The organism is Pseudomonas frederiksbergensis (genome assembly GCF_003732275.1).
GTDB lineage: Bacteria > Pseudomonadota > Gammaproteobacteria > Pseudomonadales > Pseudomonadaceae > Aquipseudomonas > Aquipseudomonas frederiksbergensis_H.
Window position 1 is genome coordinate 43,160 of sequence record NZ_MOBM01000001.1, and the last position, 13,740, is coordinate 56,899.

At 57.9% G+C, this 13,740-nt stretch carries 15 protein-coding genes; 6 read left to right on the plus strand and 9 right to left on the minus strand.

All coding sequences use genetic code 11. The annotated features are described in order from the left end of the window. Positions 1 to 143: 143 nt before the first annotated feature. Positions 144 to 845, plus strand: a complete 702-nt coding sequence (locus tag BK662_RS00195) for a lipoate--protein ligase family protein (protein WP_123355743.1) — start codon at positions 144 to 146, stop codon at positions 843 to 845. A 24-nt stretch (positions 846 to 869) separates the two neighbouring features. On the opposite strand, the gene crp is transcribed toward BK662_RS00195, so the two are convergent. Then, positions 870 to 1,514 carry a cAMP-activated global transcriptional regulator CRP gene (gene crp / locus BK662_RS00200; protein WP_007941656.1) on the minus strand — a complete coding sequence of 215 codons (645 nt, stop codon included), beginning with the start codon at positions 1,512 to 1,514 and terminating at the stop codon, positions 870 to 872. A gap of 249 nt (positions 1,515 to 1,763) precedes the next feature. Between crp and BK662_RS00205 the strand changes: the two genes are divergently transcribed. After that, positions 1,764 to 2,186, plus strand: coding sequence for an OsmC family protein (locus BK662_RS00205; protein WP_007941657.1), 423 nt, complete (start codon positions 1,764 to 1,766; stop codon positions 2,184 to 2,186). A gap of 238 nt (positions 2,187 to 2,424) precedes the next feature. Next, a complete protein-coding gene (gene speD, locus BK662_RS00210; protein ID WP_123355745.1) occupies positions 2,425 to 3,219 on the plus strand; it encodes an adenosylmethionine decarboxylase in 795 nt (264 codons plus the stop codon). A 115-nt stretch (positions 3,220 to 3,334) separates the two neighbouring features. Here speD and coq7 read toward each other — a convergent pair whose 3' ends face one another. The 6 genes from coq7 to hemJ form a co-directional block, all read right to left on the minus strand. After that, positions 3,335 to 3,982 (minus strand): 2-polyprenyl-3-methyl-6-methoxy-1,4-benzoquinone monooxygenase, encoded by a 648-nt coding sequence (gene coq7, locus BK662_RS00215; protein WP_008008345.1) that lies wholly within the window; start codon positions 3,980 to 3,982, stop codon positions 3,335 to 3,337. Positions 3,983 to 4,184: 202 nt separating this feature from the next. Next, on the minus strand, positions 4,185 to 4,523 hold the full coding sequence (locus BK662_RS00220; RefSeq protein WP_007906873.1) for a histidine triad nucleotide-binding protein: 339 nt from the start codon (positions 4,521 to 4,523) through the stop codon (positions 4,185 to 4,187). An 81-nt stretch (positions 4,524 to 4,604) separates the two neighbouring features. Next, positions 4,605 to 5,393 (minus strand): SDR family NAD(P)-dependent oxidoreductase, encoded by a 789-nt coding sequence (locus tag BK662_RS00225; protein ID WP_123355747.1) that lies wholly within the window; start codon positions 5,391 to 5,393, stop codon positions 4,605 to 4,607. Between the two features lie 62 nt (positions 5,394 to 5,455). Continuing rightward, positions 5,456 to 6,433, minus strand: a complete 978-nt coding sequence (locus BK662_RS00230) for a DUF805 domain-containing protein (protein ID WP_123355749.1) — start codon at positions 6,431 to 6,433, stop codon at positions 5,456 to 5,458. A 93-nt stretch (positions 6,434 to 6,526) separates the two neighbouring features. Beyond that, positions 6,527 to 7,495, minus strand: a complete 969-nt coding sequence (locus BK662_RS00235; protein WP_123355751.1) for an NAD(P)H-dependent flavin oxidoreductase — start codon at positions 7,493 to 7,495, stop codon at positions 6,527 to 6,529. Between the two features lie 33 nt (positions 7,496 to 7,528). Then, complete coding sequence (hemJ, locus tag BK662_RS00240) at positions 7,529 to 7,960, minus strand: protoporphyrinogen oxidase HemJ (RefSeq protein ID WP_123355753.1); 432 nt, start codon at positions 7,958 to 7,960, stop codon at positions 7,529 to 7,531. A 136-nt stretch (positions 7,961 to 8,096) separates the two neighbouring features. On the opposite strand from hemJ, the gene argC reads away from it, so the two are divergent. Together argC and erpA are read left to right on the plus strand one after the other, a co-directional pair. After that, positions 8,097 to 9,131, plus strand: coding sequence for an N-acetyl-gamma-glutamyl-phosphate reductase (gene argC / locus BK662_RS00245; RefSeq protein ID WP_007941665.1), 1,035 nt, complete (start codon positions 8,097 to 8,099; stop codon positions 9,129 to 9,131). Between the two features lie 168 nt (positions 9,132 to 9,299). Beyond that, positions 9,300 to 9,650, plus strand: coding sequence for an iron-sulfur cluster insertion protein ErpA (erpA, locus tag BK662_RS00250; RefSeq protein ID WP_007906865.1), 351 nt, complete (start codon positions 9,300 to 9,302; stop codon positions 9,648 to 9,650). A gap of 73 nt (positions 9,651 to 9,723) precedes the next feature. On the opposite strand, the gene BK662_RS00255 is transcribed toward erpA, so the two are convergent. Further along, on the minus strand, positions 9,724 to 10,815 hold the full coding sequence (locus BK662_RS00255) for an anhydro-N-acetylmuramic acid kinase (RefSeq protein WP_123355755.1): 1,092 nt from the start codon (positions 10,813 to 10,815) through the stop codon (positions 9,724 to 9,726). 3 nt (positions 10,816 to 10,818) lie between these two features. Beyond that, positions 10,819 to 12,255, minus strand: a complete 1,437-nt coding sequence (locus BK662_RS00260; protein WP_123355757.1) for a peptidoglycan DD-metalloendopeptidase family protein — start codon at positions 12,253 to 12,255, stop codon at positions 10,819 to 10,821. Positions 12,256 to 12,451: 196 nt separating this feature from the next. Between BK662_RS00260 and tyrS the strand changes: the two genes are divergently transcribed. Then, complete coding sequence (gene tyrS / locus BK662_RS00265) at positions 12,452 to 13,651, plus strand: tyrosine--tRNA ligase (protein WP_123355759.1); 1,200 nt, start codon at positions 12,452 to 12,454, stop codon at positions 13,649 to 13,651. Positions 13,652 to 13,740: the final 89 nt, after the last annotated feature.

The following is a 13,740-nucleotide window of genomic DNA, read 5'->3' on the forward strand; positions in this document are numbered from 1 at the left end:
AATCGGGGCGCTCCCTTCGCGAGCAAGCCCGCTCCCACATTAGCCCGCGTTCATCCAGACAACGCGGGTCAACTGTGGGAGCGGGCTTGCTCGCGAAGGCGGCATAAGATGCACCACAGACTGACCGTCCTATGGAGTACCTTATGACCTCACCAACCCCTCTGACCATCGAAGCCGGCCTGCTCGCCGAACAGGATCTGTTGGCCCATGTATGCACCGGTGAGTCGGAGTTCGGGCTGCTGTTCTGGCAACCCACTGACCGCGCGTTGGTCATGCCCCGTCGCTTGAATCGTTTGCCACTGTTCGACGCCGCGTGCGAAATATCCGCTGCCGCCGACTGGCCGGTACTTTTGCGTGAAACCGGCGGTGAGCCAGTGCCGCAATCGGCCTCGACGATCAACATCGCACTGGTTTATGCCCCACCGCGCGGCGAAGGCGATCTGAACCGCATCGAAACCGGCTACCGGCGTTTGTGCGATCCGATCTGTCAGTTACTGGATGAGCTGGGCGGCACTTCGTCGTTGGGCGAAATCGAGGGCGCGTTCTGCGACGGCCGTTTCAACGTCAATCTCGACGGTCGAAAGATGGTCGGTACCGCCCAGCGTTGGCGCCAGAGTAAAGGCGGTCAGCGTCCGGTCGGCCTGGTGCATGGGGCGATGTTGATCGATGACGAGCGAGAGTCGATGGTCGCGGCGGTCAATCGCTTCAATGAAGCCTGTGGCCTGGAACAGCGGGTTCGCGCTGAAAGCCACATCGCCCTGCATGAAAAGTTTGCCGCTCCTGAGGCACTGGAACGGCTCGATGCACTGTACCGACAGTTGCTGGCAGAAATGCTCGGGGCTTAAGTTTAGGAACTTGAGTTTTCGAGCTTAGCGCGTACCGAAGACCACCATGGTCTTGCCTTTGACGTCGACCAGGTTGCGCTCTTCCAGATCCTTGAGCACGCGGCCGACCATTTCACGGGAACAACCGACAATCCGGCCGATTTCCTGACGGGTCACCTTGATCTGCATGCCGTCCGGGTGAGTCATGGCGTCAGGCTGCTTGCACAGTTCCAGCAGGCAGCGCGCAACGCGACCGGTCACGTCGAAGAACGCCAGGTCGCCGACCTTGCGCGTGGTATTGCGCAGGCGCTGTGCGATTTGTCCGCTGAGCACGTAAAGAATGTCTGGATCTTGTTGGGACAGCTCGCGAAATTTCGCGTAGCTGATTTCCGCGACTTCGCATTCGACCTTGGCACGTACCCAGGCGCTGCGCTCCTGTTCCAGGCCGGCTTGCTCAAACAGACCCAGCTCGCCGAAAAAGTCGCCGGAATTGAGGTAGGCAATGATCATTTCACGGCCGTCGTCATCCTCAATCAGGATGGTTACCGAACCTTTGATGATAAAAAACAGCGTGTCCGAGCGGTCACCTGCACAAATGATGTTGCTCTTGGCGGCATAGCGACGGCGCTGGCAGTGCATCAACAGTTTGTCGAGGTTCTTGATTTTGGGTGTGGGAGTAATAGCAACCATGGTTGTATCCCGAAAAGACTGCACGGTGTATTTGTTTTTTGTAGGAGCTGGCGAAGCCTGCGATCCTTTTTATTCGCTACAAAGCTGGCTATTCGCCATTGAATTGGCGTCAGCTTAACAGACGCATTCCTTCAAGATTCGAGAATTTGCCTACGACGCAGATGGTTATGTCCTAGGAAGGTGAAGCACTGCCAATCAAGGGCCCTGTGCTAAGCTGGCGACCCTTTTTTATACAGTGGAGTCTTGGCGATGAAGGCACGCATCCAATGGGCTGGCGAAGCCATGTTCCTCGGTGAATCTGGCAGCGGTCATGTCGTGGTCATGGACGGACCGCCCGATGCCGGCGGTCGTAATCTGGGTGTCCGGCCGATGGAAATGCTCCTGCTGGGTGTTGGCGGTTGCAGCAATTTCGATGTGGTCAGCATCCTCAAGAAGTCCCGTCAGGCCGTCGAAAGCTGCGAAGCCTTCCTCGAAGCCGAACGTGCGACCGAAGATCCGAAGGTTTTCACCAAGATCCACATGCACTTCGTGGTCAAGGGACGCGGGCTGAAAGAAGCCCAGGTCAAGCGCGCCATCGAGCTGTCGGCCGAGAAGTATTGCTCGGCCTCGATCATGCTCGGCGCGGCTGGCGTGGCGATTACCCACGACTACGAAATCATCGAACTCGGTTGAATCGACATTCAACTATCATAAAAGCAGTGCAGACTCTGGCGATCCATAGCTGACGTCTGCATAATGCGCCACTTTTTTCAGGGCAGTGATCGGTCAGCCGACAGGTCGCTTGCCTGAACAGACAACCAAAATCGCCATCGCGAAGAGGTGTTAACCGTCCTACGCAGGTGCGTCGTTCGCATCTGACGGGCATGCTTGATCACGCGGCCAGCCCGCAATACATAGAGAGTTTTTAACGGTGAAAAGCAAACTCAAGCTCCACGGGTTCAATAACCTGACAAAGACCTTGAGCTTCAACATCTATGACATCTGCTACGCGGAAACCCCGCAAGACCAACAGGCTTACGTCGAGTACATCAATAAAGAGTACAACGCCAAACGCCTGACGCAGATCCTCACAGAAGTTGTCGATATCATTGGTGCCAACATCCTGAACATCGCCAGTCAGGACTATGAACCCCAAGGCGCCAGCGTCACGATTCTGATCTCTGAAGAGCCGGTGACCCCGACCGACAGTCAGATCGAAGAGTCTCCGGGCCCATTGCCCGAAATCATCCTGGCCCACCTCGACAAGAGCCACATCACGGTGCATACCTATCCGGAAATCCATCCGGTGGACGGTATCGCGACGTTCCGTGTGGATATCGACGTGTCGACCTGTGGTGTCATTTCACCGCTCAAAGCGCTTAATTTCCTGATTCACCAGTTCGATTCGGACATCGTGACTGTGGATTACCGCGTGCGCGGCTTCACCCGTGACGTTGAAGGCAAGAAGCACTTCATCGACCACGAGATCAACTCGATCCAGAACTACCTCTCCGATGACACCCGCGACGCGTACCAGATGACCGACGTGAACGTGTACCAGGAAAACCTGTTCCACACCAAAATGCTGTTGAAGAACTTCGAACTGGATAACTACCTGTTCGGCGACGCCACCAGCAACCTGTCCTCTGAGCAACGTGCCCAGGTGACTGAGCGTGTGAAACACGAAATGCTCGAAATCTTCTACGCGCGCAATATGCCGAGTTAAGATTTCCGGGTACAAAAAAAGGCGACTACTGCGAAGTAGTCGCCTTTTTCATGCCTGTCGAAAAACCCGTGGAGCGGGCTTGCCCGCGAAGAGGTCCTGCCTGACGACGCTGAGCTCAGATCCGGTAAGTACTCTTGGTCATCACCTTGGCCAACAAACTCATCCCGAACTTCACCGGTGCAGGAAAACGAAACCCACCCGCATCCAGCGCGCTTTCGGCGTGGTGTTCTTCATCGATGCGCATTTGCTCCAGGATCGCCCTGGATTTCTCGTCCTCGGCGGGCAGTTGTTCAAGGTGTTCGTTCAGGTGTTTGCAGACCTGATGCTCGGTGGCGGCAACGAAACCCAAGCTGACTTTGTCGCTGATCAACCCGGCGACTGCGCCAATCCCGAACGACATGCCGTAGAAAAGCGGATTGAGGATGCTGGTATGGCTGCCCAACTGATGAATGCGTTGTTCGCACCAGACCAGGTGGTCGATTTCTTCTTCGGCGGCGTGCTCCATGGCCGCGCGTACTTTTGGCAGCTTGGCGGTCAGGGCCTGACCTTGATACAGCGCCTGGGCGCAGACTTCACCGGTATGGTTGATGCGCATCAAACCGGCGACGTGCCGGGTGTCCTCGTCGCTCATTTGCGCATCCGGCTGCACGATGGCAGGCGACGGACGGTAGGGCTGCCCACTGAAGGGCAGCAAAGTCCGCATCGCGGCATCGGCTTGCAGCAGAAGACGGTCAATCGGCGAGTAGTGACGTTGGGTAGTCATGCTGACCTCCGGGAAGAATCTCGGCGGCCAGTTTAACCCAATCGGCCGAGGGAGGGTTTGCGCTGAGTCATCTGTGGCGAGGGAGCTTGCTCCCGCTCGGCCGCGAAGCGGTCGTAAATTCAGCCCATCGATAGGGCTGAAAAATACGGCGCATGGATTGGGGCTGCTGCGCAGCCCAATGGGAGCAAGCTCCCTCGCCACATCAGCCCGGCGGCCAGTGCATCTGGCGCTGACCCAGCACGTGCATATGAATGTGATAGACGGTCTGCCCGCCCAATTCATTGCAGTTCATGACCACCCGGAAACCTTCTTCACAGCCCAATTCCAGAGCCAGACGCTGGGCCGTGAACAGAATATGCCCGGCCAAAGCCTTGTCGTCCTCGGTGAGGTCGTTAAGGGTGCGCACCGGCTTCTTCGGGACTACCAGGAAATGCACGGGGGCCTGTGGCGCGATGTCGTGGAAGGCCAGTACCTGGTCGTCCTCGTAAATGATCTTCGCCGGGATTTCCCGGTTGATGATCTTGGTGAACAGAGTATCCACAGCTGTTTTCTCCGTTGTTTGGGCTGGCCTGAGTGTAACCATGGGTTATGTCAGAGCCCAGTCTTTTGCCTTGAGGATTGATCAGCGCGGGCAATAGGCTTTGTTGACCATGCCCGCGATTGTCCGGGTCAGCCAGCGCGAGCCGAGCCGCGGCAGGAATGCGAACCAGCGATTCAGGCGACCGGGGACAATAATGGCGCGATTTCGCTCCAGGGCGCGCACGGTATAAAGCGCGACTTCCTCGGGGCTCATCAGCCTTTTGCTCTCGTCCAGTTTGTCGGTGTCCATTTGCGCGTTACGAAAAAACGCCGTACGGGTCGGGCCAGGGCAGAGCACCGACACCTTGACCGCGCATTTCTTCAGTTCGACGCGCAAGCCTTCGGAAAAATGCAGTACGTAAGCCTTGCTGGCGTAATAAGTGCTCATCCATGGACCGGGATGAAACCCCGCGACCGAGGCGACGTTCAGAATCTGTCCGCCGCCCTGCAAGGCCATACTGTTGCCGATGGCATGACACAGGCGCGTGAGGGCCAGAATGTTCACTTCGATCAAGTCCTGCTCGGTCATCCAGTCCTGAGCCAGGAACGGACCGCAAGTACCGATGCCGGCACAGTTGACCAGCAAATCTATCTGCCGGTCGCCTTCCTCCAGCTCCAGCAAAAAACCGGACAGCCTCAGCGGCTCACCCAGGTCACAGGCACGAAACAGCACTTCCACACCAAAACGTTGAGTCAGTTCAATCGCGATACTTTCCAGCTGATCACGTTGTCGGGCCACCAGAATCAGGCTACGGCCGCGCCGGGCCAGCGCTTCGGCCATCGCCAGGCCGATGCCGCTGGAGGCGCCAGTGATCAGAGCGTAACGGGTCATGCAGTTCTCCATCGAAACCGCTCCGCGCCGGCGACGCAGGTGTCACGGGCGGGGAGCGCTGTTCATTCTTTCGCAGAGTCTACAGGGGGCTCAGCTGCTTCGGCTGCATCATCGGATGAATTTGGCGCTTGTTCGGCCTCTTCGGCCGGTTCGACTTCAACTTCGTCGGTGATCACCGAGCTGCTTTGATAGGTGCTCTCGGTGGCGTTTTCGTACTCATCCTGAATCGCGGTGAGGCCTCCAGTCAGCCCGCCGACGAACATGATCGCGATAAACACCAGCCACAGCGAAGCCAGCACCCTGACCGCGTTGCTGTTGGGCGGTGGTGGTGCGCCATATCGGTTGGCCGTGTTGTTACCCGGCACGATCATTATTACAAACGGAAAAACGCTGCCCACGACCGGTACAAGGTTCAGCAGCCAGAGCCAGCCGGACCAGCCGATATCGTGCAGGCGCTGGACGCTGAACTGGATGCTGATGAATGCGAGCACCACGACCAGGATTAAAGCCAGCAGACAAGCGAGGATCAGTCCCGCAGTGGAGTCCGTGCTGATGAGCGCGAAGCCGAAAATAGCCAACACGGAGCCAACGCCAAGCGTCACCAGCGTAAGAGCCATCGTCCAGGCCAGAAAGCGCAAGCGACCGATGCGGCCGACGAAACTGAATGCCTTGAGTGCAGAAAACTCCGGCAGTGTTTCGCCGACAGAGGCTCGGGGCGGTGCATAGGGAGAATCGGGATCTGCCGTGACAGGTTGGCTGTTGGCAGGGGCGTGTTCGTGAACGTCGGACAGGTTCAGCTCGATCGAGGGTTCTGTTTCGATTCGGGCATCGATGCCGGTTTTCGTCAGCGCCTGAAGGTAAGTCTGCGCGTCGGTGTGTGACAGGTCGCGCTTGAGTGCAACTGTCCGGCCACTGAACAGGCGCTCGATAGCCGCGACATCGCTTTTGAACAGCTCGGCGAGATTGAGCTTCGCGGTGGTGGCGTCAACACCTGGCTGCAGAGCGCCATCGAAGACGATCTTGAAACGGTTTTCGCTCATGGCCGAGGCATCCTTGTCGCGAGAGTTTGTAATAGACGGTGTTGCAAGTATGGAGTGTAGGGCCAGCCGGATTGGGCGGGCCAAGTTTTTCTGTCAGCGCGGCCAGCGCTTGGGCAATGCCGCCGCCAGTTCCAGCGCCTTGCGGTATTCGGCGTCGAGACGTGCGACCAGTTGATCGACACTCGGCAGGTCATCGATTTCTCCGACACCCTGGCCTGCGGACCACACGGTTTTCCAGGCTTTGGCTTCATCGCTCAACGGCTTGAGCTTGGCGCCGAAGTTCACCTCACCCTTGCCTTGCAGGGCTGCCATGTCGAAACCGGCGGCCTCCAGGCTCCGGCGCATGAAGTTTGCCGGTACGCCCGACACCGCTGGAGTATGGACGATGTCTGCGGCTCTGGAAGTCAGGAGCATCTCCTTATATGCGTCAGGCGCATGACTTTCAGTGGTACCGATAAATCGCGTACCGAAGTAGGCCAGATCCGCACCGAGCACTTGCGCGGCAAGAATCTCATGGCCATGGTTCAGGCAGCCGGCCAGCAGCAGGGTCTTGTCGAAAAACTGTCGAATTTCGGCGATCAGCGAAAACGGGCTCCAGGTCCCGGCGTGACCACCGGCGCCCGCAGCCACGGCGATCAAACCGTCCACGCCGGCCTCGGCGGCTTTTTCTGCGTGGCGACGCGTCGTCACGTCGTGAAACACCAGGCCGCCATAGCTATGCACGGCGTCGACTAATTCCTTCACGGCGCCGAGGCTGGTGATCACGATCGGTACTTTGTGCTCGATGCAGATCGCCAGGTCGGCCTGCAATCGCGGGTTGCTGTTGTGGACGATCAGGTTCACCGCGTAAGGCGCAGGGTTTTCCAGTATCGCCAGTCCTGCTTCGATTTCTTCCAGCCAGGCCTTGAAACCGCTGCTCTCACGCTGGTTCAGCGCAGGAAAGCTGCCCACCACGCCATTACGGCAGCAGGCGAGCACCAGTTCAGGGTTGGAAATCAGGAACATCGGCGCCGCCACCACCGGCAGACGCAAGCGTTGTTCGAGCAAAGCGGGCAGCGACATTGGAAGTACCCCGGGTGAATGATGCTTGTTGGATTAAAACGGCCGAACGACGACCAGAATTACGATAGCCAGCAATATCAGAACCGGCACTTCATTGAACCAGCGATAAAAGACATGGCTGCGGGTGTTTTCGCCACGGGCAAAACGTTTTACCTGTGCGCCGCACATGTGGTGATAGCCGATCAGGATTACCACAAGGGTCAATTTGGCATGCATCCATGCACCTTGGGTGAAGTAGGCGCTTGGGTTGAGGCTGATCAGCCAGATGCCGAACACCAGGGTGGCGATCATCGCCGGGCCCATGATGCCCCGGTACAGCTTGCGCTCCATGATACTGAAGCGTTCCTTGCTGATGGTGTCTTCGCTTTGAGCGTGATAGACGAACAGGCGCGGCAGATAAAACAGGCCGGCAAACCAGCAGACCATGCTGACGATATGAAGCGCTTTGAGCCACAGATAAAGCATTTTCAGGTATTCCCAGGGTTCACGGTAGCGGGAATAGTAGAGGCTTGAGCCGCCACACGTCACCTTGACGGTTGTCGCAGGGCCGCGCGGCCCCTATTATCGACGGCTTTCCAGTGGGTTCGTTGAGGGCAGGTTTATGGTCAAGGTCGGTATCGTCGGCGGCACGGGTTACACCGGTGTCGAACTGCTGCGTCTGTTGGCACAGCATCCGCAAGCTGAAGTGGTAGTGATCACTTCCCGATCCGAGGCCGGCCTGGCCGTGGCCGATATGTACCCGAACCTGCGAGGCCATTACGACGGCCTGGCTTTCAGCGTTCCGGACATCAAGACTCTCGGGGCCTGTGACGTGGTGTTCTTCGCCACGCCGCACGGTGTCGCTCATGCTCTGGCGGGTGAGTTGCTGGCTGCCGGGACCAAGGTCATCGACCTGTCGGCAGACTTCCGTCTGCAAGACGCCGATGAGTGGGCCAAATGGTACGGCCAGCCGCACGGCGCGCCGGAACTGTTGGAGGAGGCGGTTTACGGCTTGCCGGAAGTCAATCGCGAGCAAATCAAGCAAGCGCGCCTGATTGCTGTGCCGGGTTGCTACCCGACTGCCACGCAATTGGGTTTCCTGCCATTGCTTGAAGCCGGTCTGGCAGATACCACTCGTTTGATCGCAGACTGCAAATCCGGCGTCAGCGGTGCCGGTCGTGGCGCTTCTGTAGGTTCGCTGTACTCCGAGACGTCGGAAAGCATGAAGGCTTACGCCGTCAAAGGGCACCGTCACTTGCCGGAAATCCGCCAGGGGCTGCGTCGTGCAGCGGGCAAGGACGTGGGGCTGACCTTCGTTCCACACCTGACACCAATGATTCGCGGTATTCACTCGACGCTCTACGCGACTGTTGTGGATCGCTCGGTGGATCTGCAAGCGTTGTTCGAAAAGCGCTATGCCAACGAACCGTTCGTCGATGTGATGCCTGCCGGCAGCCATCCGGAAACTCGTAGCGTGCGCGGCGCCAACGTTTGCCGTATCGCCGTGCATCGTCCGCAGGATGGTGATCTGGTGGTGGTATTGTCGGTGATCGACAATCTGGTCAAAGGCGCGTCCGGTCAGGCGGTGCAGAACCTGAATATCCTGTTCGGTCTGGATGAGCGTCTGGGCCTGTCCCATGCGGGCATGCTGCCGTAAGGCTTTATCCCGCTCAGCAAAAAGGCCCGTCGAACGGGCCTTTTTGCATTGTGGTCTGACAATTGGGTTGATTGATATACCGTAACAATAGTTGACCGATTTTCTGGGAGAAGCGGATAATGCGCGTCATCACGCATTATGGCGGCGTAACGCCGGGAGATAGTCAGCATGAGCGTCGAATCCTTCACCCCCACGGCTTTGCAATTCACCCACGGTGCCGCGCACAAGGTGAAGAGCCTGGTCGATGAAGAGGGGAATGATCGCTTGAAGCTGCGCGTATTCGTTACGGGCGGCGGTTGTTCAGGGTTTCAGTACGGCTTCACCTTCGATGAAGAAGTGGCCGATGACGACACCATCGTCGAGCGCGAAGGCGTCAGCCTGGTGGTCGATCCAATGAGCTTCCAGTACCTGGCAGGTGCCGAAGTGGATTACCAGGAAGGTCTGGAAGGTTCGCGTTTCGTGATCAAGAACCCGAACGCTACCACCACGTGTGGCTGCGGCTCTTCGTTCTCGATCTGATCGCACCTCACCGCATTACCAGGCGCCGCAGGGTCTCAGGACTCTGCGGCGTTTTGCTGTCAGGGGTTCAGGCTCAGGCGGGGTAGATGGCGCCGAGTACGCGTAGGCCGCGGGCACCGGTGACACTCGGACGGTTGGCCGCGATACCTTCCAGGCAGCAATGAGCCAGCCAGGCGAAGGCCATGGCTTCGACCCAGTCCGGGTCTACGCCGTAAGCAGCAGTGCTGCTGACTTTCGCATTCGGCAACAGACTGGCCAAGCGTTTCATCAGCGTGGCGTTGTGCGCGCCGCCACCACAAACCAGCAGCTCCCGGGTACCCGATTGGGCGCTCTGCAATGACTCGACAATGGTCAGCGCAGTCAGCTCTAGCAGCGTGGCCTGTACGTCTTCGGCAGCGAAGGTCGGTAGCTGCGACAGATGCTGCATCAGCCATGGCTGATTGAACACTTCGCGGCCGGTGCTCTTCGGGCCCTGAGTCACAAAGAATGGATCGCTGAGCAGCTCGTTCAACAGAGCCGGTTCAACCTTGCCGCTGGCGGCCCATTGACCGTCACGATCGAAGTTATCGCCGCGTTGCTGGTGAATCCAGGCATCCAGCAGGACATTCCCGGGGCCGCAGTCAAACCCGGCAACAGGCTTGCCGGGTTCGATCAGGCTGAGGTTGCTGAACCCGCCGATGTTCAATACCGCGCGGTTGCCAGGCCGTTCTTCAAACAGGGCTTCGTGAAAGGCTGGAACCAGTGGCGCGCCTTGTCCTCCAGCGGCTACATCGCGGCTGCGGAAATCGCTGACCACGGTGATGCCGGTCAGCTCGGTGAGTAAGGCCGGGTTACCGATTTGCACCGTGAACCCGCGCGCCGGCTCGTGGCGAATGGTCTGGCCGTGGCTGCCAATCGCGCGAATGTCGGCGGGTTTCAGGTTTTGTTGGTCGAGGAGAGTGTGAATGCCCTGTGCGGCCAGTTTCACCCAGTTCTGCTGGGCAATGGCGGAGCGGGCAATTTCGTCCGGGCCGCTGGCGCACAAGCCAAGCAGCTCGGCGCGCAGGGAATCAGGCATAGGGATGTAATGGGTGGCGATCAGCTTGATTGCCGGGGCTTGCTCGATCAGCGCAATGTCCAGGCCATCAAGGCTGGTCCCGGACATCACACCTATATAGAGCGCCATGGCTTAGCGTTTACTCGAAGCCAGCATAGTGGCTTTTTCTTGATCCATGCGCGCCATCAACGGTTGGCTTTGCGCGAGGAAGCGTGCGCGTTCGGCTTTGGAGATCGGATCGGCCATCGCTACTTTCTGGCCCAGTGGATCGACATGCACACCATTGACCTGGAACTCGTAATGCAAGTGCGGGCCGGTGGAGAGACCGGTGGTGCCGATGTAACCGATCACCTGACCTTGCTTGACGCTGCCGCCAGTCTTGATGCCTTTGGCGAAGCCCTGCATGTGGCCGTACAGCGTGCGGTAGGTGCTGCCGTGCTGGATGATCACGGTATTGCCGTAACCGCCGCGGCGACCGGCCAACAGTACCTGGCCGTCGCCGGCAGCCTTGATTGGTGTGCCGCGCGGTGCTGCGTAATCGACACCCTTATGGGCGCGGATCTTGTTCAGGATCGGGTGCTTGCGGCCCATGGAGAATTTCGAGCTGATGCGGGCGAAGTCAACCGGGGTACGGATAAACGCCTTGCGCATGCTGTTGCCGTCAGCTGTGTAGTAGCTGCTGTTGCCTTGTTTGTTGGTGTAGCGCACCGCGGTGTAAGTCTTGCCGCGGTTGGTGAAGCGTGCGGAGAGGATCGGGCCGTTGCCGACCGCTTTGCCGTTGACGACCTTCTGTTCATAAATCACGTCGAACTCGTCACCCTGACGAATATCCTGGGCGAAGTCGACGTCATAGCCAAATACACTGGCCATATCCATGGTCAGGCTGTGGGACAAGCCGGCCCGGGCGGCAGATTGCGACAGCGAGCTGTTGATCACGCCATGAACGTAGGCGGAGCGAACAGTGGGCTTGGCGGTAATGCGGTTGAACGTGTAACCCTTGTCATTCTTGGTCAGGCTGATGCTTTCCATGTCGCTGACTTTGCTGTGCAAATTGGTCAGCTGGCCATCCGGGCCCAATTCGAATTCAAGCTTCTGGCCATGTTTGAGCTGGCTGAACTGCTTGGCCTGCTTGTCGCTGGCCAGTACTTCATGTACCGAAGTGGCCGGAAGGCCGACTTTCTCGAACAAAGTCGAGAGAGTGTCGCCTTTGCTAACGATCACTTCCTTATGGCCTGGCGCCTTCTTCTCTTCGACGACTGGCGCGGGAGCAGGCGCGGGGGCGGGGGCGACCTGGGCGGTTTCTTGGGGCTCTTCGGCGCTGTTTTCGATCTGTGCGAAGGGGGAGGCGGCCGGCTCATTTGTGGCTTGGACGGCTTCGGCGGCGTCTTGATCTTGTGTCAGTTGTTCTGCAGGGCTTTCCAGTTCAAGACTCAGGGTCGTCTTTTTGGCTTCAACATCACTGGAAGGGAATACCAGAAGCGCCAGGCTGAGAAGGGCGGCGATGCCACTTGCTGCGAGCAGGTGGGTCTTCGGGTAAAGCGGCGGCGCTTTAGACGGTTCTGTGGTCATAGGTAATTTTGACTTTGAAAAGATGAATGACATGATGAAGACGAAATAACTGTATAAAATATAACCAAATCATCTCTGAAGCAAGTCTGCGAACGCTCTGTCCGTGGATTGGCGTCCGTGCGCCGGGCAAAACTTGTATTTGGTGCGCGATCTTGTATGGTTGTTCCCCTTTGAATCTGAGTCTTGCGGGTCTGTTATGAAGTCGGTTGAAGAGCAGCTAGCGCTGATCAAACGTGGTGCAGAAGAACTGTTGGTCGAGTCCGAGCTGATCGAGAAACTCAAGCGTGGCCAGCCGCTGCGTATTAAGGCAGGCTTCGATCCGACCGCGCCGGATTTGCACCTGGGGCATACCGTGCTTATTAATAAGCTGCGTCAGTTCCAGGATCTGGGGCACCAGGTGATCTTCCTTATAGGTGACTTCACCGGGATGATCGGTGATCCGAGTGGCAAGAGCGCGACACGTCCTCCGCTCACTCGTGAGCAGGTTCTCGAGAATGCCGAGACCTACAAGACTCAGGTCTTCAAGATTCTTGATCCGGCCAAGACCGAAGTGGCGTTCAACTCCACCTGGATGGATAAGATGGGGCCGGCCGACTTCATTCGCCTGACTTCGCAATACACCGTGGCTCGCATGCTTGAGCGCGACGATTTCGATAAGCGCTACACGACCAATCAGCCAATTGCTATTCACGAGTTCCTCTATCCGCTGGTTCAGGGTTATGACTCGGTCGCGTTGCGCGCGGATGTCGAGCTGGGTGGTACCGATCAGAAGTTCAACCTGCTGATGGGGCGCGAGCTGCAGCGTGGTTATGGTCAGGAGGCTCAATGCATTCTGACTATGCCGTTGCTCGAAGGTCTGGATGGCGTGAAGAAGATGTCCAAGTCGCTGGGCAACTACGTCGGTATCCAGGAGGCGCCGGGTGTCATGTACGGCAAGCTGGTCTCTATCCCTGATGTGCTTATGTGGCGTTACTTCGAATTGCTCAGCTTCCGCTCCATGGAAGAGATCAATGCTTTCCGGGCTGACGTCGAGGCAGGCGCGAATCCGCGTGACATCAAGATCAAGCTGGCCGAAGAGATCGTTGCGCGCTTTCATGGTGAAGAGGCTGCGGCTAATGCTCACCGTGCAGCGGGCAACCGTATGAAAGATGGTGAGCTGCCGGATGATCTGCCAGAGATCGAGTTGACCGCTGCCGAGGATATGCCGATTGCTGCTGTCCTTAATAAAGCGGGCCTGGTGAAGAACTCCGCTGTGGCGCGCGACCTTCTCGGTTCTGGTGGTGTGCGTATAGATGGTGAGGTTGTCGATCGCACCTTTATATACGTACTGGGCGCGACCCATGTTTGCCAGGCTGGGAAGAAGGCATTTGCGCGTATTACGCTCAAATCCGAATAAAGCTGAAATCAGGGGTTGACGGCAGATTCTGGACGTCTATAATTCGCCCCACTTCCGGCGCAGTCGAAACGGAAAACTCCTTGGTAAAC

Excerpts from the sequence above, each read along its gene's own strand:
- BK662_RS00195 (WP_123355743.1), top strand. The coding sequence starts at position 144 with ATGACCTCACCAACCCCTCTGACCATCGAAGCCGGCCTGCTCGCCGAA.
- crp (WP_007941656.1), bottom strand. The coding sequence starts at position 1,514 with ATGGTTGCTATTACTCCCACACCCAAAATCAAGAACCTCGACAAACTG.
- BK662_RS00205 (WP_007941657.1), top strand. The coding sequence starts at position 1,764 with ATGAAGGCACGCATCCAATGGGCTGGCGAAGCCATGTTCCTCGGTGAA.
- coq7 (WP_008008345.1), bottom strand. The coding sequence starts at position 3,982 with ATGACTACCCAACGTCACTACTCGCCGATTGACCGTCTTCTGCTGCAA.
- BK662_RS00225 (WP_123355747.1), bottom strand. The coding sequence starts at position 5,393 with ATGACCCGTTACGCTCTGATCACTGGCGCCTCCAGCGGCATCGGCCTG.
- BK662_RS00230 (WP_123355749.1), bottom strand. The coding sequence starts at position 6,433 with ATGAGCGAAAACCGTTTCAAGATCGTCTTCGATGGCGCTCTGCAGCCA.
- BK662_RS00235 (WP_123355751.1), bottom strand. The coding sequence starts at position 7,495 with ATGTCGCTGCCCGCTTTGCTCGAACAACGCTTGCGTCTGCCGGTGGTG.
- hemJ (WP_123355753.1), bottom strand. The coding sequence starts at position 7,960 with ATGCTTTATCTGTGGCTCAAAGCGCTTCATATCGTCAGCATGGTCTGC.
- argC (WP_007941665.1), top strand. The coding sequence starts at position 8,097 with ATGGTCAAGGTCGGTATCGTCGGCGGCACGGGTTACACCGGTGTCGAA.
- erpA (WP_007906865.1), top strand. The coding sequence starts at position 9,300 with ATGAGCGTCGAATCCTTCACCCCCACGGCTTTGCAATTCACCCACGGT.
- BK662_RS00255 (WP_123355755.1), bottom strand. The coding sequence starts at position 10,815 with ATGGCGCTCTATATAGGTGTGATGTCCGGGACCAGCCTTGATGGCCTG.
- BK662_RS00260 (WP_123355757.1), bottom strand. The coding sequence starts at position 12,255 with ATGACCACAGAACCGTCTAAAGCGCCGCCGCTTTACCCGAAGACCCAC.
- tyrS (WP_123355759.1), top strand. The coding sequence starts at position 12,452 with ATGAAGTCGGTTGAAGAGCAGCTAGCGCTGATCAAACGTGGTGCAGAA.